Raw genomic sequence first — 20,247 nt, forward strand, 5'->3', positions numbered from 1 at the left:
GGCTGAACCTCCGCGTGCAGGCTGCGGGGCACAACATCATAGGCGAATTAATCGTTTATTATGCTTCCTCACCGTGGGTGCGGTGAGGAAGTGCTGGAATGGTATCTTATAACGCGTTGATCTGCATGTTGTATCCGTCAGAACATCCACACCATCCACGGATAAGCAATCAGCATCATCGAACCTAAGAAGATGGCACCGAAGATAGTACCCAGACGCCAGTAATCTTTGGTAGGCAGATAGCCGCTACCGTAGTAAATCGGACTTGGGCCAGTGCCGTATGGCGTGATGATGCCCATCACACCCAGAGAGGTACACAGCATCAGGCAGAAGACGGGCATATTGATGCCTGGGATTGATGCTGCGATGGTCAGCATGGCCGGTAACAGCGCGGTAGTGTGCGCGGTGGTGCTGGCAAAGAGGTAGTGCAGCAGGAAGAAGGCGATCAACAGCACCACGGCTGAAACCTGCGGGTCATAACCCTGCAGTAGCATGCCACCCTCTTTACCTAACCAGGTGATGAAACCGACACGGGCCAGGCCATCCGCCAGCGCAACCAGGGTCGCGAACCAGGCAAAGGTGTTCCAGGCCGGTTTATTACTGGTGATGTCGTTCCAGTTCAGGACGTCGGTCCACAGCATCAGCACGACAACCAGTAACGCCGCCATCGCAGGCTCAATCCACGAGGTGGCGAAAATCCACATCAGCAGGGCACAGACCACAAACACGAGCAGCAGGATTTCGTTGCGGGTCAGTCGGCCCAGTTTTTCCAGTTCAGCGATAGCCCATTTTGGTACTTCATCGTTGATTTTGACTTCAGGTGGGTAGAACCAGTAAGCCAGCAGCGGCATGGTCAGAATCAGCAGCAAGCCCAGTGGCAGGAAGGCCAGGAACCACATGCCCCATGAAATATCAAAACCGATGATGCTTTTCACCAGCGCCAGCGCCAGCAGGTTAGGAGCCAGTGCAGAGAGGAACATTGAGCTGGTGATACAGGCTGCGGTAATCGCGACCCACATCAGGTAAGAGCCGATTTTACGGGCGCTCGGGTCATTAGGCTTAGAACCATACAGCGGCGGCAGGTTAGCAATAATCGGGTAAATCGTGCCGCCACTGCGCGCGGTGTTTGACGGGGTAAAGGGTGCCAGTAACAGGTCAGCAAAGGTGATGGCATAACCCAGCGTCAGGCTCCGGCGACCCAGATATTTCACCAGAATCAGCGCAAGGCGACGCCCGAACTGCGTTTTGTCATAACCTGCGGCGAACATAAAGGCACCGAAGATGAGCCAGACTGTAGAGTTGCCAAAACCGCTGACCGCCCACTTAAAGGACTCACTGGCGACTTTAAATTTCGGGTTAGCCAGTTCAGCCGGGCTGAAGAGCAGAAACTGGCTGAACAGCGCGATGACCACCACGCCAGTCAGACCGATCACGGCACCTGGCAGAGGCTCAAAAATCAACCCGACAATCACGCCCACGAAAATGGCGAAAAAGTGCCAGGCGTAGGGTTCGAGTCCGGCTGGGGTGGGAACAAGCAACAGCAGTACGGCAACGATTACCGGCAGCGCCAGCATGATAGCTTTCTTTTTACCCGCCGCCACAGGATCGGCTTTTGGGGGTTCAGTAACAGCTGAGAGTGTTTTCATAGTTTTTTATCTGCAAGTTAATAAGAATGCGATTTGCGCCCCGGACCTTCACTGATGACTTTCTTTTATATTCTTAATAGTGTGAATAAACCGCGATGCACTGATTTTTTTAATCTGCTGCTGTGATAATGAGCAGCGCTTTTAAATCCATGTAAATATAATGCGATTTCCAGAAATAAGAATTTTGATCCAGATCAAAGAAATTAATTCATTATTCCCGTTTTTTAACATTTATTATTAATTTATTTTTACTGCGTCAGGGATTTGACGACTCTGTGAAGCTGATCAACAACAAAATGACTCTGTAAAGCAAGCGTTTTTTCCATAACGCTATGATTTTAATTGACTTGTTTGTTGTGTAAATGAATGGTTGATTTTTGGTAACTGATAGTTAACAATTAATATAACTTCGTTTTACTCTCCCGGCAAATAAAAAATAAAAATCGTTTAAAAGTTATAAAAGTAAAGTTATCGCTTAAGAAAGCAAAGAAAAGAGTATATTAACGTTATGACATCGGACCACTTAATTAAGCGATAATTTGCGTCCGCTAAAAATTTCCAGACTTTATAAATTTTGGAGTTTATCGCAATGAAATCTCTCACTCCCATTCTAAATCCACTTACCCTGCCCAATGGCGCTGTTTTAAAAAACCGGCTGGTCATGGCTCCGATGACCACCTGTACCGGTTTTTACGACGGCACGGTCACCAGCGAGCTGGTCGAGTACTATCGCGCCCGCGCGGGCAGCATCGGTACGGTGATTGTAGAGTGCTGTTTTATTGATAACCGTGGCCCGGCATTTCCGGGTGCCATTGCTATCGACAGCGACAATAAAATTCCCGGACTCAAACGTATTGCGGACGCAATTAAATCTGAAGGCTCAACCGCCATTCTGCAGATCTATCACGGCGGCCGTATGGTTGAGCCAGAACTGATTGGCGGAAAAACACCGGTTGCGCCCAGCGCCATCGCGGCGCCTCGTGAAGGGGCAACGCAGCCTCTCGCGCTGAGCGCTGAAGAGGTTGATACCATGATCACCAAATTTGGTGACGCAGTGAACCGCGCCATCAAGGCCGGTTTCGACGGTGTCGAAATTCATGGTGCCAACACTTACCTGATTCAGCAGTTCTATTCACCCAACTCTAACCAGCGCGATGACAAGTGGGGCGGCAGCCGCGATAACCGCGCGCGTTTCCCGCTTGAAGTGCTGGAAATCACCCATAAGATGGCGGAGCGCTTCGCTCATAACTCGTTCATTATCGGCTATCGCTTCTCGCCGGAAGAGATCGAAGTCCCCGGCATCCGTTTTGATGACACGCTTTATCTGCTGGAAAAACTGGCCGCGCGTGGACTCGATTACGTTCACTTCTCTGTCGGCCAGCTGCTGCGTCCGTCGATTGTCGATACTCAGGACCCGACGCCGCTGATTGAGAAATTCATTGCGATGCGTTCACCTGAGCTGGCAAAAGTGCCGGTGATTGGTGTCGGCGGCGTGGTGAACAAAGCGGATGCGGAGCTGGCGCTGGAGAAGGGCTACGATCTGGTGGCGATTGGTAAAGCCTGTATCGCCTATCCGAACTGGACCGATCGCATCATCAACAATGAACACCTTGAGCTCTACATCGACAGCAACAAACGCGAAGAGCTTCAGATCCCTGAACCGCTGTGGCGCTTCTCGCTGGTCGATGCGATGATCCGCGACACCAGCGAATCAGGCCGTAAATACAAAGCGGGCGTCTATCAGGAAAAAGTTGAAGCCGAAGCGCTGAAGCTGAAAATCAACGTCACGCTGGATACCGACCGTATCACCGACATCTCGCTGGTGCCGGATGACACGCTGGATGTGGACTTCACCACCACCTTTGAAAGCCTGCGTAGCCGCATTCTGGTGGCGAACAGCCCACACGTTGATGCGATTACCGGTGCAACCACTCAGAGTGAGGCGCTTAAAAAAGCGGTTTCACGCGCGATGACCACCTCCAGCAAGCAACACGTGATCGAGGAAGGCGGTAACCCTAACGCACCACAGAATTACGATGTGGTGATTGTGGGTAGCGGCGGTGCCGGTCTGGCGGCGGCGATTCAGGCGCACGATGAAGGCGCGCGCGTGGTGATCATCGAGAAGATGCCGACCATTGGCGGCAACACGATTAAAGCGTCAGTAGGCATGAACGCCGCTGAAACCCGCTTCCAGAAACTCAAAGGCATTGAAGACAGCAAAGAGTTGTTCTATGAAGAGACGCTGAAAGGCGGTCAGTTCAAAAACAATCCGGTGCTGTTGCGTGAGTTTGTTGACCTGGCACCTGAAGCAATTGAGTGGCTGGCGGATAAAGGCATTGAGCTTAACGACATCACTATTACCGGCGGGATGAGCATCGACCGTACGCACCGTCCGGCTGACCGCTCAGCGGTGGGTGGGTTCCTGATTAGCGGCCTGGTAAAAAATATCAACAGCCGCAACATCGAAGTCCTGCTGGAAACCTCCGTCGCCGAGATTCTCTACGAAAATGGCGCAGTCGCGGGCGTGAAAGTGGTCGATGAGTACAACGACAGCCGTATTCTGAACGCCAAAAGCGTGATTGTGGCGACCGGAGGATTCAGTGCTAACCGTGAGCTGGTGGTGAAATACCGTCCTGAACTTGATGGCTTCGTGACGACCAACCACAAAGGCGCCACCGGCAGCGGTATTGCGATGCTGGAAAAAATTGGTGCCGGCACCGTGGATATGGGCGAAATCCAGATTCACCCAACGGTTGAGCAGACCACCTCTTATCTGGTCTCCGAATCCATTCGCGGCGGCGGCGCCATCCTGGTCAGCCAGGCGGGCGAACGTTTCTACAACGAAATGGAAACCCGCGACAAAGTTTCCGCACAAATCATCGCGCTGCCAGAAAAGAGTGCCTGGATTGTGTTTGATGAGCAGGTGCGTATGAACAACAAAGCGGCTGACGAATATATCGCGAAAGGTTTTGTGATCAGCGCGCCAACCGTGGCAGAACTGGCGGTGAAACTCAACATGAGTGAGCATCACACGCTGGAAGCAACGCTGGCCCGTTACAACAACTTCGTCATCATGCAGAAGGATGAAGATTTCGGTCGTCAGACCGCTTTGCGCCATCCGCTGAGTGAAGCGCCGTTCTACGCGATTCGTGTTGCTCCGGGTGTTCACCACACTATGGGTGGCGTCACTATCGACACCACTACAGCGGTGCTGGACAGCCAGAAGCAGGTGATCAACGGTGCCTGGGCATGCGGTGAAGTGGTTGGCGGCATCCACGGCGCGAACCGTATCGGCGGTAACGCCGTGGCAGATATCATCATCTTCGGTATTCTGGCGGGTGGTAACGCCGCCGCTTACGCCCGACGTTAACGGCAGTCTCCGGCATCCGCACCCGCGGGTGCCGGTTTTTTCCTATTCAAAGCAGAGTCGCCTATGTTAACTGATGCGCGTGTCTATGCTTACTCCGCTGTTTTAATGGGTTCGCCCATTCTGCTGAAGCTCTTCGAAGACAACCAGACGCTGGCCGCTCAGGTTTTCCGTCTGATCAAACAGCAGGAGAACCTTTTCACGGTAAATCGTGCGGCGTCTGAAGTGATGGCCGTTAATGACGCGGCCGGTCAGCATCCTGTGGTCGTCAGCCAGCCAGTCTTTGATTTGATCGCCTGCGCACATGCCGTCAGCCTGCTGCCGGACAGCCTGTTTAATCTTGCTATCGGGCCGCTGGTGAAGTGCTGGAAAATCGGTTTTCAGGGACACAGCGTCCCGTCAGAAACCGACCTTAAGATGCGCATGGCGCTGACGAATCCCCATGACGTCATCCTAGATGCCGCAAGTCGCAGCGTCATGCTGGCCCGGCCGGGAATGGAGATTGATCTGGGTGCCATCGCCAAGGGCTATATCGCCGACGTAGTACAGGCGTTTTTGCGCCAGCAGCAGGTTAGCAATGCGCTGATTAATCTGGGCGGGAACGTGCAGACGGTGGGCGCGCCGCCCGAAGAGGCGGGCTGGGCAATTGGCCTGAAAAAACCTTTTGGTGAGGCCGATGAGTTGATTGGCGTGATTGGCGTGAACAACCGCTCGGTGGTGACGTCGGGTGTCTATGAGCGCTATTTCGAGCTGGATGGCATCTGTTATCACCACATCCTCAATCCGCACAGCGGATATCCGCTGGATACCGACCTGATGAGCGTCACAGTGATCTCTGATCGATCACTGGATGGTGACATCTACACGACACTGCTCTATGGCTTAGGTGTCGAAAAGGGCATTGTTTGCCTGGCAGATAAACCGGGCATTGAAGCGATCTTTGTGACCCGTGACAGGCAGGTCATCTGCTCGTCACAACGTCACTTTTCGTTTCAGTTACTGGACCCCGGGTACCGGCTGGTTCACTGACAGTACTGTTTGAGTAAGGTGTGATACTCCGGCTGCAGGCGGTAGCGGTAAACCGGACGGCCCGTGACACCATAGTGAATACTGGTGAACAGAATATTAATCTGCGCCAGCCAAATCAGGTATTTGCGGCAGGAGACGCGAGAGATATTCACTTCCGTTGCCAGCTCATCGGTAGAGAACTCGGTGCCAGGATGCGAATCGATCCACAGACAGAGGGTGCGCAGCGTCTGCGGCGTTAATCCTTTCGGCAGGCGTTTCTGCTCGCTGGCGCCTGGCGGATTTCCATGCAACAGCTGATCAACGTCTGACTGCTGATAGAACTGGTGGTTATCCATCAGTGATTTTTTCTGTCGCCAGCCGGTCAGCGCCTCTTCAAAGCGGGCAAACTGAAACGGCTTGATCAGATAATCCACTACGCCATAGTTGAGCGAGGTTTTGATGGTGGCGGCATCGGCGGCTGACGAGATGATAATCACATCGACCGGACGTCCGGCACTGCGCAGTTCCGGGAGCAGGTCGAGCCCGTTTTCCTGCTGCATATAAATATCCAGCAGAATTAAATCAACCTGTGGCTCCTCCTGGGCCAGCCGCTCTTTTGCCTGCTGTAAGGTTGAGGCGGTGCCGCAGCACATGAAGCCTGGGATCTGCCCGATATAGCAGCGATTAAGTTCGGCTACCATCGCATCATCGTCGACAACTAACACATTGATCATTGGGTAATCATTCCTCTCTCCCACGGAAGTTGTACCAAGAATTGGGTAAATACACCCGGTTCCGATTCGACACTGACGTTGCCGCCCAGGCTTTCGGTCTGCTGCTTCACCAGAAATAATCCGACACCACGATCGTCGCCTTTTGATGAAACACCGCGCTCAAAAATGGTGCTGAGCTGGTTGCCGTCAATGCCCGGCCCATCATCACTCACTTCGCAGGCCAGCCAGCCGTTCTGATAGTGCAGCATGAGGTGAATTTCCCCTTCAGTTTCCGGGTCCAGCGCCTCGAGCGAGTTTTCAATTAAATTGCCCAGTACGGTAATCAGAACCGCGTTCTGCTCCTCGCTGCCGCAGTCAGGCAGAAAACTCGCTTCATCAATAATCAGCTGATGACCTTCATCGGTCACCCGGTTGATTTTACTGAGCAGGAAGCCGGCAATGATCGGCGACTTAATCTTTTGCAGCAGTGAACCGATTTCAGTCTGATAGGCGTTAGCCGTTTTCAGGATGTACTCTTCCATCTGCGCATAATTTTTCATGTGCAGCAGGCCCAGAATCACATGCAGCTTGTTCATGAACTCATGGGACCGTTCACGTAATGCATCCACATAGTTTACCATGCCGTCCAGCCGCTGCATCAGCTGGCTGATCTCCGTCTTATCCCTGAAGGTGGTCACCGCGCCAATTATGCGGTCGCGACTGCGAACAGGCACGGTGTTGCTGATCAGGATCCGGTTACCCAGCGTCAACTCCTGGTCGTACCAGGCTTTACCTGCATGCAGTGCATCCTGCTGATGACGATGCATCACACTCTCTTCTGCAATCAAATCGCCGCTTGACGGCATCTTGCGGGTCGTCTCATGTAACAACTGCTGAGCCGCGTGGTTGATCAGGCTGACGCGCGACTGATCGTCTACTGCAATCACACCCTCTTTAATGGAATTCAGAATGGCCTGACGCTGCTCAAACAGGCTGGAAATTTCGTGCGGCTCCAGCCCCAGTAAGATAGTTTTTAGTCGCCTGACCAGAATAAGCATACCCAGCAGGCCTGCCAGACCGCCAAACAGGACGGTCCAGACGATATTCCAGCGGCTTTTGGCAATTTGCGCCGCGACATCATTCAGCGCGATGCCGATCGCCACGACACCAATCTGCTGATGCTGTGCGTTATAAACGGGCGTAAATACCCGCAGTGCCTCCACCAGTACGCCATGATTGACGGCGACATTTTCCCGTCCGTCCAGCGTGGGATAGATATCATTGCCGACAAAGTGTTTGCCAATCACCGCCGCATTGGGATGTGAAAAGCGAATACCCTGCATATCCGTGACCACCACGAACAGGAGACCGTTACGCTTGCGGGCCGCTTCAGCCAGCGGCTGAATCTGGCTGCTGCCGTCCGGCAACAACAAACCACGCTGAACTTCAGGCGTGTCTGCCAGCGTGCGAGCCACTGCCATCGCCTTGTCTTTGAGATGCGACTGAGCAAAGTTATCAATCTGAACGAAATAGAGCAGATGGACAGCGACCAATACCGTGATGATAACGGCGGTCATCATCAGGGTGGTCAGAGTACTGAGTTTCATTGGTCGTTTCGGCACGGCATATCGATTCTGTGTTTGGCTTTTCATGAATGTCCAGCACGGATGGGAGATCGCCAGGAAACATACGCTAACTCACCGCATCAGTACAGTTTTAGCGGCCTGCGCGTGGGCAGTCGCACTCAAACAATATTTGTGTTAGGGGATTGTATAATTCAAAGGACACCCTTAATGTGTGGTTAAAATATGTGAGCAATTCAGTAAGCCTTTTGTAATTAAAATAAGGCTAAATTGCTATTTTTAATTTTATAACTATTTTCACATTAACTCACAAATAACATTATTTTAAACTTTGAGGACTTTTTTTAACCAGTACCGTCTGAGCTGTAGATTAAAATGATGAATTCAAAGAAAGTTATTCCCACTCTTTCCCTCGCGGCCTTGTTAGTTTCTTCAGCCCTTCACGCTGAAACCTCACCAGAAAAAACTGACGTCCTGTTAATTGGTGGCGGCATTATGAGCGCCTCAATGGGCACCATGCTGGAAGAGCTGCAGCCTGGCTGGAAACAGATCATGGTTGAGAAGCTGGATGGTGTGGCACTGGAATCCTCTAACGGCTGGAACAATGCCGGTACAGGTCACTCTGCCAACATGGAACTGAACTATACGCCTGAGCGTAAAGACGGTTCTATCGACGTCTCTAAGGCGCTGGAAATTAACGAAGCGTTCATGATTTCTCGCCAGTTCTGGAGCTCACAGGTTAAAGAGGGCGTAATGCACGATCCGCGCTCTTTCATTAACTCAACGCCACACATGAGCTTCGTCTGGGGCGACAACGTCGACTTCCTGACCAAACGCTATGCGGCGTTGCAGAAAACAGCGCTGTTCCAGGGCATGAAGTTCTCTACCGATCACAAGCAGATCGAGCAGTGGGCACCACTGGTCATGGAAGGTCGCGATCCACAGCAGAAAGTGGCCGCAACCTGGACGCCAGTTGGCACCGATGTTAACTATGGTGAAATTACCCGTCAGTTGATCGGCAGCCTGAAAAAGAACGATAACTTCCGTCTTGAAACCTCTTCTGAAGTTACCGACTTCAAACGTAACGGCGACAACTCCTGGCACGTCACCATTAAAGACGCTAAAAACGGCAACGAACGTGCTGTTGACGCGAAATATGTCTTTATCGGTGCGGGTGGTGGTGCGCTGAAATTACTGCAGAAGACCGGTATCCCGGAAGCGGATAACTATGCGGGCTTCCCGGTAGGCGGATCATTCCTGGTGACTGAAAACAAGGCGATTGCCGATCGTCACCTGGCGAAAGTCTATGGTCAGGCGTCAACCGGTGCACCGCCGATGTCGGTTCCGCATCTGGATACCCGTTATCTGGACGGCAAACGCGTCGTGCTGTTTGGACCGTTTGCGACCTTCTCCACCAAGTTCCTGAAAAACGGTTCGCTGTTTGATCTGCTGAGCACCACCACGACTCATAACATCGTGCCGATGACCGATGTGGGTATGGATAACTTCGACCTGGTGAAATACCTGATCGGACAGGTCATGCTGAGTGATGAAGATCGCTTTAAAGCACTGCAGGAATACTATCCGGACGCGAAGAAAGAGGACTGGAAACTGATTCAGGCCGGTCAGCGTGTGCAGATCATCAAGAAAGATGCTGATAAAGGTGGCGTGCTGAAACTGGGTACAGAAATTGTGACCGATCAGCAGAAAACCGTGGCGGCACTGTTGGGTGCATCTCCTGGTGCCTCAACCGCAGCGCCTATCTCCCTGAGCGTGATGCAGAAACTGTTCCCGGAAGAGTTCAAGTCACCGGAATGGCAGGCGAAGATCCACAAGATGATCCCAGGTTACGGTCAGAAACTGAATGACAACGTGCCGTTGCTGCAGCAGGTCTGGAATGAGACCGCTCAGACTCTGCAACTGACCACGCCGCCCGTGATCAACATGGAAGGCAAAACCACAGATGCGCCGGCCGCACAGCCTGAGAAGGCTGCGCCTTCAGCGAAACACGATATGGCGCTGTAACAGCGACCTGACGTAAAAAAAGCCCGCACAGGTTAACCTGTGCGGGCTTTTTTATTGCCGCCTGATCGGTATTACTCCGGCGTTTTGTCGCGCCAGTTGCCCCAGGGATCTTCAGCAGGGGCCTGATCCGCGTCTGACGGTTCTTCACGCGCTGCCGGTTGCGCACTTAACGAGTCGAGATAAAGCGCTTCGACTTCAGCCCGCGCCCAGGGGGTACGACGTAAAAACTTCAGGCTCGATTTAACGCTGGGATCGCTTTTAAAGCAGTTAATGTTGATCCGTTTTCCCAGCTCCTCCCAGCCATACTGCGCGACTAAACTGTTAATCTGCATCTCCAGCGTTACGCCATGCAGAGGATCTTTTGAGGTGTGTGCGTTCATCGTCTATCCGCCTGATTCAGTCAATGCCGCACATCCTGACAATCGTAAAGCGGTTGTGCAAGGACTGAAGGTGAAAAAGCTCACCCGCGGCGCATCATCGCTGCTTTTATGTGTTCGGGTTAACGTGACGGGCAGAAGAGCGCGCAGGCATGCAGTGATTGTGCTAATCATAAGCAACTGATGATGCTCTAGAAAGGAACGTCGCTCATGTCCGGACCCGTTGGAAATCTGCTCAGCTCTGCCAGCCGTAAACGTGCGCTGCTTGCCGGTTCGGTAGGAAATTTCATTGAATGGTATGAGTTCGCGCTTTATGGCTTTCTGGCTACCGTTATTGCGCAGAACTTCTTCCGGCTGGAAGGGGAATCCGCGCTGACCGGGCTGCTGCTGACCTATGCCTCATTCGCCATCGCTTTTTTCTTCCGTCCGCTGGGTGCGATCATCTTTGGCCGTATGGGCGACCGCATCGGGCGCAAACCTGTGCTGATCTTTGTGTTGATCATGATGACGCTGGCGACGGCGGCTATTGGTCTGGTTCCCACCTACGCCCGGTTGGGCATTCTGGCGCCGCTGATCGTGACCGGTCTGCGCATCCTGCAGGGGCTATTCGCGGGTGGCGAGTATGGCGGTGCGGTTTCACTGATGACCGAGTTTGCGCCGCGCGGTAAGCGGGGTCTGTATGGCGCATGGCAATCCTTTACCGTGGCGCTGGGTTTGCTGGCAGGTGCGGGCATTGTCGCGCTGCTCTCGGTGCTCCTGACGCCGGAGCAGATGCTGAGCTGGGGCTGGCGCATTCCGTTCTTTGTCGCGCTGCCACTGGGCGTTCTGGCGCTCTGGCTGCGGGTACAGATGGAGGAGACGCCGGCATTTATTCAGCAGCAGGCGCAACCTGTAGCAAAAATCGACGCCAGCCTGGGTGACACACTGAAAACGATTCTGCTGGGTATCTGCCGGCTGATGGTGTGGTCGGCGGCGGGCTATACCTGGCTGGTGATCATGCCGACTTATCTGCAGGCATCGCTGCATACTGGCTTTAACCAGGCGCTGCTGATTGCGGTGATATCCAACCTCGGCTTTGCCGCCACGATTATTCCGGCCGGAATGCTGAGCGACAGGATTGGGCGACGGGCAGTCATGGTCTCGGCGGCGGTACTGCTGCTGGTACTTTCTCTGCCGCTGTTAAACGTGTTGCAGTCAGAGAGCGCCGGATTGCTGCTAAAAGCGCTGGTGGTGTTTATCGCGGGCGGGGTAGTCGGATTGCTCGCCGGGCCAGGACCCGCGATGCTGTCCGAAATGTTTCCGACGCGGGTGCGCTATACCGGGCTTGGGCTGGCCTATTCACTCTCCAATGCGGTGTTTTCCGGCTGCGCAGGATTAATCATCACCGGACTGATTAAGGAGACGGGTAACCCCGATATTCCCGCCTGGTATGTGATGGCGACAGCACTGGTAAGTATTGTGGCTCTGATGACGCTCAATAAAGATGACCATCTGCGGATGCTGGATGAGCCACCCGCGCGCTGAGACAGACCAGGGGCAGGGCATCTGGCAATCGTCCAGGTCTGCATCAGTTGGGTCAAATGGGACCCGATTCTGTCGCTCATCCGGCAATACGCGCTTGATGTCCCGATATATATCGCCAACCATACTTTCCTGATTCTAACGGGAGACGATATGGAATTGTCACAAGAGGAAAGCGAAGTCGTGGCCTGGTTTCTGAGCCAGCATTGGTCGGAATCTTCGGAGATCGCAGAGGAGTACCTTTTGGCTTCTGCCGTGCATCGGCTGGCTGAAAAGCTGGGACTGGAAAACAGAGCTGCCTGAACGAAAAAACCAGCCTGGCGGCTGGTTTTGTTTTATGCGACGGACTGCGGGTTGCGGGGAAATTACACCAGCTTTTGTGCCGTGGTTTTCACCAGTGTCAGCAACACTTTGATATCATCCAGCGTCACTGTCGGGTTCAGCAGCGTCATTTTCAGGCAGGTCACGCCATCGTGCTCGGTCACGCCGACGTTAGCGCGGCCTGACTCCAGCAGAGCATCACCGATACGCTGGTTCAACAGGGCGATATCCGCACTGCTGAAGTGCGCCAGATGCGCCGGACGATAGCGGAACAGCACGCTGGCCAGTTGCGGTTTCATCACCAGCTCCAGCGCAGGTTGTTCATCAACGTACTGAGCAACCTGCTGCGCCAGCGTCACACCGTGATCGATGATTTCGGCATACTGCTTCTGACCCAGCGCTTCCAAGCCCATCCACAGTTTCAGTGCATCAAAACGGCGGGTGGTCTGCAGCGATTTGGACACCAGATTCGGCACGCCCTGCGCTTCATCGAACTCAGAGTTCAGGTAGGCCGCCTGGTAGCGCATCAGCTCATAATGACGTGCTTCCTTCAGCAGGAAAGCGCCACAACTGATGGTCTGGAAGAACTGCTTGTGGAAGTCCAGGGTGATGGAGTCGACCAGCTCAATGCCATCCAGATAATCGCGATATTTTTCTGAGAGCAGCAGTGCGCCACCCCAGGCCGCATCGACGTGCACCCAGATGTTCTCTTCCGCCGCCAGCGCCGCGATCTCACGCAGCGGATCGATCGCACCCGCATCGGTGGTGCCGGCTGTGGCAACGATCGCCAGAATGTTTTCGCCGTTGGCTTTGGATGCGGCCAGCTTGTGGCGCAGGTCATCCATGTCCATGCGGGCAAAGCGGTCACATTTTACCTGCGTGACGGACTGATAACCCAGACCCAGCAGCGCCATGTTCTTCTGTACGGAGAAGTGTGCGTTTTCTGAGCAGAAGACTTTAATCTTCTTCAGGTCGCCGGTTAAGCCATCCTGCTGTACCGAATGTCCCTGGCGGGCAAACCAGGCATCACGTGCCAGCATCAGCCCCATCAGATTGCTCTGTGTACCGCCGCTGGTGAAGACACCCGCGTCGCCAGGCTGATAACCCACCTGGGTGCGCAGCCACTCAATCAGCTTCATTTCAATCAGGGTGGCAGACGGTGCCTGATCCCATGAATCCATGCTCTGGTTGGTGGCGTTGATCAGCACTTCCGCCGCCTGGCTGATAACCAGGCTCGGACAGTGCAGGTGCGCCACACACTGCGGGTGATGCACCGACAGGCTATCTTTGAGGAAGTACTCAATGGCGCGTTCAATCGCGGCCTGGTTGCCCAGGCCCTGAGGATTGAAGTCCAGCGTGATGCGCTCGCGCAGCTCTGCGACGGTTTTTCCCTGATACATCTCAGGTTGTTCCAGCCACTTAACGACAGCCGCGCTACTCTGGGCAATCGCCTGCTGGTAGGCCTCAGTACTCTGTACTGAGGCCGCCAGAATCGGGTTTAACCGGGACATTGCATTCACTCCACTCAAACTGGTTTCACGCCAGCTGACAGCAGGGCGTTTTCAAATTTATCCATGAACACGTCAAGTTCTGCATCCGTGATCAGCAGGGAAGGCAGCAGACGTAATACGCTGCCGTGACGTCCGCCACGCTCCAGAATCAGGCCGTTCTCGAAGCATTTCTTCTGAACCAGCGCAGAAAGCTCGCCGTCTGCCGGGAAGCTGCCCATGTGGTCAGCAGGCTCATCGGGTTTCACCAGCTCAATACCGATCATCAGACCCAGACCGCGCACATTGCCGATGACCGGATAGCGCTGCTGCAGCTCGCCCAGTTTGCCTTTCAGCCATTCGCCCTGTGCCGCGACTTTGTCAGCGATGTTATTATCTTTCAGCAGTTTCAGGGTCGTCAGGCCGGTGGCCATTGCCAGCTGGTTACCACGGAAGGTGCCGGTGTGGTGACCTGGTGACCAGGCATCGAACTCTTTCTTAATGCCGAGTACCGCCAGTGGCAGACCACCACCGACCGCTTTGGACATCACAATGATGTCTGGCTCAATACCCGCGTGTTCAAAGGCGAAGAATTTACCGGTACGGGCAATACCCGCCTGGACTTCGTCAATGATCAGCAGAATGCCATGCTCTTTGGTGACTTTGCGGATACGCTGCAGCCATTCCGCTGGCGCCGGGTTAACACCGCCTTCACCCTGAACCGCTTCCAGAATGACGGCAGCGGGTTTGCGAACGCCACTCTCAACGTCATTAATCAGGTTTTCGAAGTAGTAAGTCAGTGCTTTTACGCCCGCTTCACCACCAATGCCCAGCGGGCAGCGGTAAAGGTGCGGATAAGGCATGAACTGCACTTCCGGCATCATGCCATCAACGGCTTCTTTCGGAGACAGGTTGCCGGTGACCGACAGCGCGCCGTGGGTCATACCGTGATAGGCACCGGAGAAGCTGATAATGCCGGAACGACCGGTGTGCTTTTTCGCCAGTTTCAGCGCCGCTTCAACGGCATCTGCGCCGGACGGGCCAGTAAACTGCAGGCAGTACTCTTTGCCCTGGCCCGGTAATAAGGAGAGCAGGTACTCAGAGAACTCATCTTTTAAAGGCGTAGTTAAATCAAGAGTATGTAACGGCAAGCCGCTGGTAATGACATGTTGAATGCTCTGCAAAACATCGGGATGGTTATGTCCCAGCGCCAGCGTTCCTGCACCTGCAAGACAGTCGAGATACTGATTATTCTCGACATCTGTAATCCAGACACCCTGAGCTTTCGCAATTGCGAATGGCAATTTACGAGGATAACTGCGAACGTTTGATTCAAATTCAGCCTGACGGGCTAAATACGTTTCGTTGGTAGCGTTTGCGTTCTGTGCATTCAAACTATCAATACGGACTTTATCCGTCATCATATCTCTCCTACAACCGGGACGGGCGTAGCGTCACAGTTGAATAAATGAATTAAAATGGGTGGCTATGTAAAAGCGCGGCCAATATAGGTGTTTTTAAGGTCCGACTCAATGTTTAATTTCATCATCAGATATCGGATTCTTTACTATAGGAATCAATAATTTGGTGGGGTTCTGAGCGCATCTATTCTTGCCGCTTCGTTAGCTGCTTTCCAATAACTGGCGTAAAAACACCAGCTTACCTGACTCCGGTTGCGCTAAGTCAATGATAATAATCTGTGTAAACAGCTGTTTCCGGGTAAAAACGCTATCAAAAAGAGGCCTTATCAGACAGAAAAGGTATAAGTCGGTTTGACTGCGGAAGCTGCATTTATAGCAGCAATAAACCGCCGACTAATTAAAATAATAAACCTTTTATTAACATTTAATTAATATCTGGTCGGTGCCGTCTCGCTAATAAACCGGTTAATCGGGTTTATGACAGGACAGCATCAATAAATTGATTTAAGTCTGCCAGTGCTTCGCGTGCTTTTTTTTCAGAAGGATTGATGGTCAGCAGGTCGGCATAGCCGTTGAGCATGGCGCTGATCTGTCTGGCGGTACGGGGCACGTTACTGCACTGCAATGTCCCATCCGTGACGCCGTCACGAATAATCGCTTCCATCAAACCCTGCCAGGCATCCGTCATCTCATCGGCCAGCGCCGCATAGGCTTCGTTATGTGCAGCCGTCTGCCAGAACGACGCATAGAGTTGCCAGGTTGCATCCGGTGCGCTCGGCAAATGGCTTTCGATAAGCGTTGCCAGCCGCTGGCGGGGTGTGAGCATTTTCAGGGAGTCAGCAAACGTTTCAAAATCCACCTGCATGAAGCGCTCCAGCGCCGCCAGGCAGAGTGTCTGCCAGTTACTGAAATAGTGGTAGATATGACTGCGTGAGATACCCACTGATTCGGTGAGTTCCCGGGTGGTCACTTTTTCAATCCCTTTTTCAATAAACAGGACTATCGCCGCATCCAGTATCCTGGTTCTCAATGCTTCAGCTGACTCTTTCATTATTCTCCCGATAATGGCTACATTGACTTTGAGCGGTTGCTCAAATAGACTGCTTTTTGTACTTGAGCGACCGCTCAATAATAATTATATCAGAAACAGAAACTATGCATTCCTCAAAAACTATCCTTCCTGTTGCGGCTCCCCGCAGCGCTATTCTGACATTAAAAATGCTCGGCCGTCGCCATAGCCGCAAGCTGTTCCTCACGCTGCTACTGGTGGTGGCGGAGAATGTCATGTATCTCCTCTATCCGCTGCTGGCAGGCTTCGCGATCAATGCGATTATCTCCGGCAGGACCTGGCATGCAGTGCTCTATGCCGCGATGGTCTTTACTATGTGGGCCATTGGCGCAGCAAGACGCAGTGTGGATACCCGCACCTTTGCCCGCATCTACGCTGAACTGGCCGTGCCGGTGATCGTGGCGCAGCGCAGCGAAAACCAGAGCGCTTCAACGATTGCCGCGCGGGTGGCGTTGTCACGTGAATTTGTCGACTTTTTTGAGAAACATCTTCCAGTGCTGATAACCTCGCTGGCGTCGATGACCGGTGCCGCCGTGATGCTGCTGGCTATCGAGTTCTGGACCGGCGCAGGCTGTCTGGCGATCCTGCTGTTCTTTGCCTGTTTTCTGCCGGGGTTTACCCGTAAAAACGACGCGTTGTTTGGTCGTCTGAATAACCGGCTGGAGAAAGAGGTGAGCTTTGTCAGCAATGCGAACGCCGCGTCACTTGGCCGTCACTATGGCGTGCTGGCCAGCCTGCGCATCCGCCTCTCCGACAGGGAAGCGTACGGTTATCTGGCGATTGGCAGCGTGGCGGCGCTGCTGTTTGCTGCCACCATTGCAGTGATGTCCAGCCGTGGCGGCACTGATGCGGGTCACATCTATTCGGTGATGACCTATATGTGGATGTTTGCCATGAGCCTGGATGATGGTCCACAGCTGCTGGAGAAATACTCCCAGCTGAAAGACATTGGCCGGCGGGTGAATACAGGCACGCAATGACTGGCCCGTAAAGCAATTATGGGCTCTCCAGGCCTGAATGACCTTCGAATCATGAACGTGTTCCCGGCGGTCTGGTTCCAATCTGCAAAGCAGGCATTGCACGCCACTGAATGCTTTTAGTGATCCAGATCACAAAATGGGTTGCTAAGCACGTTCTTCCTTTTTATAGTCTGACCGCTCTATCCGGACGGGAACATGTTCTGCTTTCTCCCTCCGGCTCACTTCCGTTTTTTTCAGTTCAGGCCATTGGGAATCAATTTTGTTAAGAAAAAATCATAAAACCGACGATGCCGGTTTTGTCCGCTGGGCATTACTGGCCCTTGCGCTGGGCGGCTTTGGCATCGGGACGGGTGAGTTCATCATGATGGGCCTGCTGCCGGATGTTTCACGCTCTCTGGCAATCACTGAGCCGCAGGCAGGTAACGCCATTGCCAGTTACGCGCTGGGCGTGGTGGTAGGTGCACCGTTTATTGCGGTACTGGCGGCGCGGATGGCGCGTAAATCACTGCTGCTGATCCTGATGGCGCTGTTCAGCATCGGTAATGTCGCCAGCGCGATGGCTGATAGTTATCACGGTCTGCTTGTTGCGCGTTTCCTCACAGGCTTGCCGCACGGCGCCTACTTCGGTGTGGCTTCGCTGGTGGCGGCATCGCTGGTACCCATTGCGCGACGTGGCCGCGCGCTGGCGTCCCTGATGCTGGGACTGACGGTAGCGACCCTGATCGGCGTACCGCTGGGCTCCTGGATAGGACAACTTTTCAGCTGGCATGTGGTGTTCACCTTTGTGGGCGCGATTGGTCTGCTGACCTGCCTGCTGATTGGTCGTTATGTTCCTTATGTCGCAGGCGATGCAGATGCGCATCCGCTTAGGGAACTGGGCGCGCTGAAAAACCCACAGGTGCTGCTGACCCTGCTGGTGGGCGCGGTAGGCTTTGGCGGAATGTTCGCGATCTTTAGTTATATCGCACCGACACTAATTAATATTGCCGGCATCTCACCCTCGTTAATACCCTGGGCGATGGTGGCATTCGGTCTGGGGATGATCATCGGTAATCTGGTCGGCGGCCGTCTGGCGGATGGTTCGGTACTGAATATTATTGGCTGGACGCTGTTATGGAACGTGCTGGTAATGCTGGCCTTCCCGGTGCTGGTTCAGCATGTGGCGACCGGACTGCTGGCGACCTTCCTGATCGGCACCTGTTCGGTGTTGCTGCCGTCGCTGCAGATTCGCCTGATGGATGTCGCCAATGACTCGCAAACCCTGGCTGCCGCAATGAATCACTCGGCGCTGAACATTGCTAATGCTATGGGCGCGTATCTCGGTGGTCTGACGGTGTCGCTGGGCTACGGCTGGATCTCTACCGCCTGGGTGGGCGTTGCGCTGGGTGTTGCCGGTCTTATGGTGTTTGTCATGACAGCGAGACATGCTGCCCGTCAGCAGACACAACTGGCCTGATATAAAGAGAAGAGGGCGCAGCGATACATTTTATCGCTGCGCGTTATTCACACTATTACTCGTATCATTTTTCAACATTGATTGTCAGCAAGGCCTTTTACTCTGATCGTTCAATGAAGATTATCATTCTGCCTGACTGAAAATTTCAAAAGGCTAAGAAAATCAATAAAGGCGGTCCGGACGTCTGGATGTTAAAAGTAAATTAAAATAATGTTTGCTATAGTCGATAAGGTCTGGCTTAATAGCGTCATCGGTTTGGAACACAGACCTTATCAAAGCAGTTTTAGTAAAGCAGTCCTCAGTGTAAGCGATATCTCAAGATACCCCTTCTTTGTGAGTCTCCTCCTAAAAGCCTGGTAAGTTACCTTCTGAAAGACAGGCCATCTTCGCCACGTAGTGGCTCATAAATTAAGGAAATATCGATGTCTAATAAAATGACTGGTTTAGTAAAATGGTTTGACGCTGGTAAAGGTTTCGGTTTTATCTCTCCTCAGGACGGCAGCAAAGATGTATTCGTACATTTCTCTGCAATCCAGAGCAACGATTATAAAACTCTGGACGAAGGCCAGCAGGTCGAATTCACAATTGAAAACGGCGCTAAAGGTCCTTCAGCGGCAAACGTAGTCCCTATGTAAGCCCTGATTATCAATGATGCTTATAATCGCTACGACGGCAACAGCCTGAGCAGATAAGCCTGAAATTGATAATTAATAAAACCCGCCTTGTGCGGGTTTTTTGCGTTTTATTACGGCTTAATCAATAAATGTTTATTTTTTATGCTGCTTCATTTGTTGTGCGTTAAATAAGCAGTTAATGAAAGCAATAATAACGGACAGGATTAAATGAGACCGAACACTATAAGGGCTCCGGACGTCTGGATGTTAAAAATAAATTAAAACAATGTTTGCTAAAATAGGTAAAGCGTGGCTTAATAGCGTCATCGGTTTGGAACACAGACCTTATCAAAGCAGTTTTAGTAAAGCAGTCCTCAGTGCAAGCGATATCTCAAGATACCCCTTCTTTGTGAGTCTCCTCCTAAAAGCCTGGTAAGTTACCTTCTGAAAGACAGGCCATCTTCGCCACGTAGTGGCTCATAAATTAAGGAAATATCGATGTCTAATAAAATGACTGGTTTAGTAAAATGGTTTGACGCTGGTAAAGGTTTCGGTTTTATCTCTCCTCAGGATGGCAGCAAAGATGTATTCGTACATTTCTCTGCAATCCAGAGCAACGATTATAAAACTCTGGACGAAGGCCAGCAGGTCGAATTCAC

16 protein-coding genes are annotated in these 20,247 nt (G+C 52.8%); 9 read left to right on the forward strand and 7 right to left on the reverse strand.

Features of this window, described 5'->3' with window-relative positions:
• Positions 1-137: 137 nt before the first annotated feature.
• Complete coding sequence (locus Q7C21_RS04780) at positions 138-1,646, reverse strand: DASS family sodium-coupled anion symporter (RefSeq protein ID WP_375150462.1); 1,509 nt, start codon at positions 1,644-1,646, stop codon at positions 138-140.
• Positions 1,647-2,235: 589 nt separating this feature from the next.
• On the opposite strand from Q7C21_RS04780, the gene Q7C21_RS04785 reads away from it, so the two are divergent.
• Together Q7C21_RS04785 and Q7C21_RS04790 are read left to right on the forward strand one after the other, a co-directional pair.
• Positions 2,236-5,016, forward strand: coding sequence for a flavocytochrome c (locus tag Q7C21_RS04785; RefSeq protein WP_375150463.1), 2,781 nt, complete (start codon positions 2,236-2,238; stop codon positions 5,014-5,016).
• A 63-nt stretch (positions 5,017-5,079) separates the two neighbouring features.
• A complete protein-coding gene (locus tag Q7C21_RS04790; RefSeq protein ID WP_375150464.1) occupies positions 5,080-6,042 on the forward strand; it encodes an FAD:protein FMN transferase in 963 nt (320 codons plus the stop codon).
• Here the strand turns inward: Q7C21_RS04790 and dcuR are convergent.
• Positions 6,036-6,755, reverse strand: a complete 720-nt coding sequence (dcuR, locus tag Q7C21_RS04795; protein ID WP_003851470.1) for a two-component system response regulator DcuR — start codon at positions 6,753-6,755, stop codon at positions 6,036-6,038. The two genes, Q7C21_RS04790 and dcuR, sit on opposite strands and share 7 nt — an antisense overlap.
• A complete protein-coding gene (dcuS, locus tag Q7C21_RS04800; RefSeq protein WP_219994989.1) occupies positions 6,752-8,341 on the reverse strand; it encodes a DcuS/MalK family sensor histidine kinase in 1,590 nt (529 codons plus the stop codon). The genes dcuR and dcuS overlap by 4 nt, the downstream gene beginning before the upstream one ends.
• Positions 8,342-8,692: 351 nt before the next feature.
• Here dcuS and mqo point away from each other — a divergent pair, with 351 nt between their 5' ends.
• Positions 8,693-10,342, forward strand: a complete 1,650-nt coding sequence (gene mqo / locus Q7C21_RS04805) for a malate dehydrogenase (quinone) (RefSeq protein ID WP_008924706.1) — start codon at positions 8,693-8,695, stop codon at positions 10,340-10,342.
• Between the two features lie 71 nt (positions 10,343-10,413).
• On the opposite strand, the gene Q7C21_RS04810 is transcribed toward mqo, so the two are convergent.
• Positions 10,414-10,722, reverse strand: coding sequence for a VF530 family DNA-binding protein (locus tag Q7C21_RS04810; RefSeq protein ID WP_003851462.1), 309 nt, complete (start codon positions 10,720-10,722; stop codon positions 10,414-10,416).
• A 207-nt stretch (positions 10,723-10,929) separates the two neighbouring features.
• Between Q7C21_RS04810 and Q7C21_RS04815 the strand changes: the two genes are divergently transcribed.
• A complete protein-coding gene (locus Q7C21_RS04815; RefSeq protein WP_375150465.1) occupies positions 10,930-12,243 on the forward strand; it encodes an MFS transporter in 1,314 nt (437 codons plus the stop codon).
• A gap of 150 nt (positions 12,244-12,393) precedes the next feature.
• Positions 12,394-12,543: a hypothetical protein gene (locus Q7C21_RS04820; protein WP_375150466.1), complete on the forward strand. Its 150-nt coding sequence runs from the start codon at positions 12,394-12,396 to the stop codon at positions 12,541-12,543.
• A gap of 62 nt (positions 12,544-12,605) precedes the next feature.
• Here the strand turns inward: Q7C21_RS04820 and Q7C21_RS04825 are convergent, their stop codons facing one another.
• The 3 genes from Q7C21_RS04825 to Q7C21_RS04835 all read right to left on the reverse strand — a co-directional run bounded on the left by Q7C21_RS04825 (position 12,606) and on the right by Q7C21_RS04835 (position 16,520).
• Positions 12,606-14,072, reverse strand: a complete 1,467-nt coding sequence (locus Q7C21_RS04825; protein ID WP_375150467.1) for a pyridoxal phosphate-dependent decarboxylase family protein — start codon at positions 14,070-14,072, stop codon at positions 12,606-12,608.
• A 14-nt stretch (positions 14,073-14,086) separates the two neighbouring features.
• Complete coding sequence (locus Q7C21_RS04830) at positions 14,087-15,472, reverse strand: diaminobutyrate--2-oxoglutarate transaminase (RefSeq protein WP_003851454.1); 1,386 nt, start codon at positions 15,470-15,472, stop codon at positions 14,087-14,089.
• A 472-nt stretch (positions 15,473-15,944) separates the two neighbouring features.
• The gene (locus Q7C21_RS04835) at positions 15,945-16,520 is read right to left on the reverse strand and encodes a TetR/AcrR family transcriptional regulator (RefSeq protein ID WP_313045031.1); all 576 of its coding nucleotides are present in this window, start codon (positions 16,518-16,520) and stop codon (positions 15,945-15,947) included.
• A 104-nt stretch (positions 16,521-16,624) separates the two neighbouring features.
• Between Q7C21_RS04835 and Q7C21_RS04840 the strand changes: the two genes are divergently transcribed.
• The 4 genes from Q7C21_RS04840 to Q7C21_RS04855 form a co-directional block, all read left to right on the forward strand.
• On the forward strand, positions 16,625-17,518 hold the full coding sequence (locus tag Q7C21_RS04840) for an ABC transporter six-transmembrane domain-containing protein (RefSeq protein ID WP_140033867.1): 894 nt from the start codon (positions 16,625-16,627) through the stop codon (positions 17,516-17,518).
• Between the two features lie 259 nt (positions 17,519-17,777).
• Positions 17,778-18,974: an MFS transporter gene (locus tag Q7C21_RS04845; protein ID WP_105099715.1), complete on the forward strand. Its 1,197-nt coding sequence runs from the start codon at positions 17,778-17,780 to the stop codon at positions 18,972-18,974.
• A gap of 422 nt (positions 18,975-19,396) precedes the next feature.
• Positions 19,397-19,609: an RNA chaperone/antiterminator CspA gene (cspA, locus tag Q7C21_RS04850; protein ID WP_003855207.1), complete on the forward strand. Its 213-nt coding sequence runs from the start codon at positions 19,397-19,399 to the stop codon at positions 19,607-19,609.
• Positions 19,610-20,086: 477 nt separating this feature from the next.
• On the forward strand, positions 20,087-20,247 hold a 161-nt coding region (locus Q7C21_RS04855; protein ID WP_033762515.1), incomplete at its 3' end, for a cold shock domain-containing protein.

Source organism: Pantoea sp. ANP04, assembly GCF_041982285.1.
In the GTDB taxonomy this organism is placed as follows: domain Bacteria; phylum Pseudomonadota; class Gammaproteobacteria; order Enterobacterales; family Enterobacteriaceae; genus Pantoea; species Pantoea eucalypti.

Coding starts and splice junctions, on each gene's coding strand:
- Q7C21_RS04815 (WP_375150465.1), top strand. CDS start 10,930: ATGTCCGGACCCGTTGGAAATCTGCTCAGCTCTGCCAGCCGTAAACGT.
- Q7C21_RS04825 (WP_375150467.1), bottom strand. CDS start 14,072: ATGTCCCGGTTAAACCCGATTCTGGCGGCCTCAGTACAGAGTACTGAG.
- Q7C21_RS04780 (WP_375150462.1), bottom strand. CDS start 1,646: ATGAAAACACTCTCAGCTGTTACTGAACCCCCAAAAGCCGATCCTGTG.
- Q7C21_RS04830 (WP_003851454.1), bottom strand. CDS start 15,472: ATGATGACGGATAAAGTCCGTATTGATAGTTTGAATGCACAGAACGCA.
- Q7C21_RS04810 (WP_003851462.1), bottom strand. CDS start 10,722: ATGAACGCACACACCTCAAAAGATCCTCTGCATGGCGTAACGCTGGAG.
- dcuR (WP_003851470.1), bottom strand. CDS start 6,755: ATGATCAATGTGTTAGTTGTCGACGATGATGCGATGGTAGCCGAACTT.
- Q7C21_RS04840 (WP_140033867.1), top strand. CDS start 16,625: ATGCATTCCTCAAAAACTATCCTTCCTGTTGCGGCTCCCCGCAGCGCT.
- Q7C21_RS04785 (WP_375150463.1), top strand. CDS start 2,236: ATGAAATCTCTCACTCCCATTCTAAATCCACTTACCCTGCCCAATGGC.
- Q7C21_RS04790 (WP_375150464.1), top strand. CDS start 5,080: ATGTTAACTGATGCGCGTGTCTATGCTTACTCCGCTGTTTTAATGGGT.
- Q7C21_RS04835 (WP_313045031.1), bottom strand. CDS start 16,520: ATGAAAGAGTCAGCTGAAGCATTGAGAACCAGGATACTGGATGCGGCG.
- Q7C21_RS04820 (WP_375150466.1), top strand. CDS start 12,394: ATGGAATTGTCACAAGAGGAAAGCGAAGTCGTGGCCTGGTTTCTGAGC.
- mqo (WP_008924706.1), top strand. CDS start 8,693: ATGATGAATTCAAAGAAAGTTATTCCCACTCTTTCCCTCGCGGCCTTG.
- cspA (WP_003855207.1), top strand. CDS start 19,397: ATGTCTAATAAAATGACTGGTTTAGTAAAATGGTTTGACGCTGGTAAA.
- dcuS (WP_219994989.1), bottom strand. CDS start 8,341: ATGAAACTCAGTACTCTGACCACCCTGATGATGACCGCCGTTATCATC.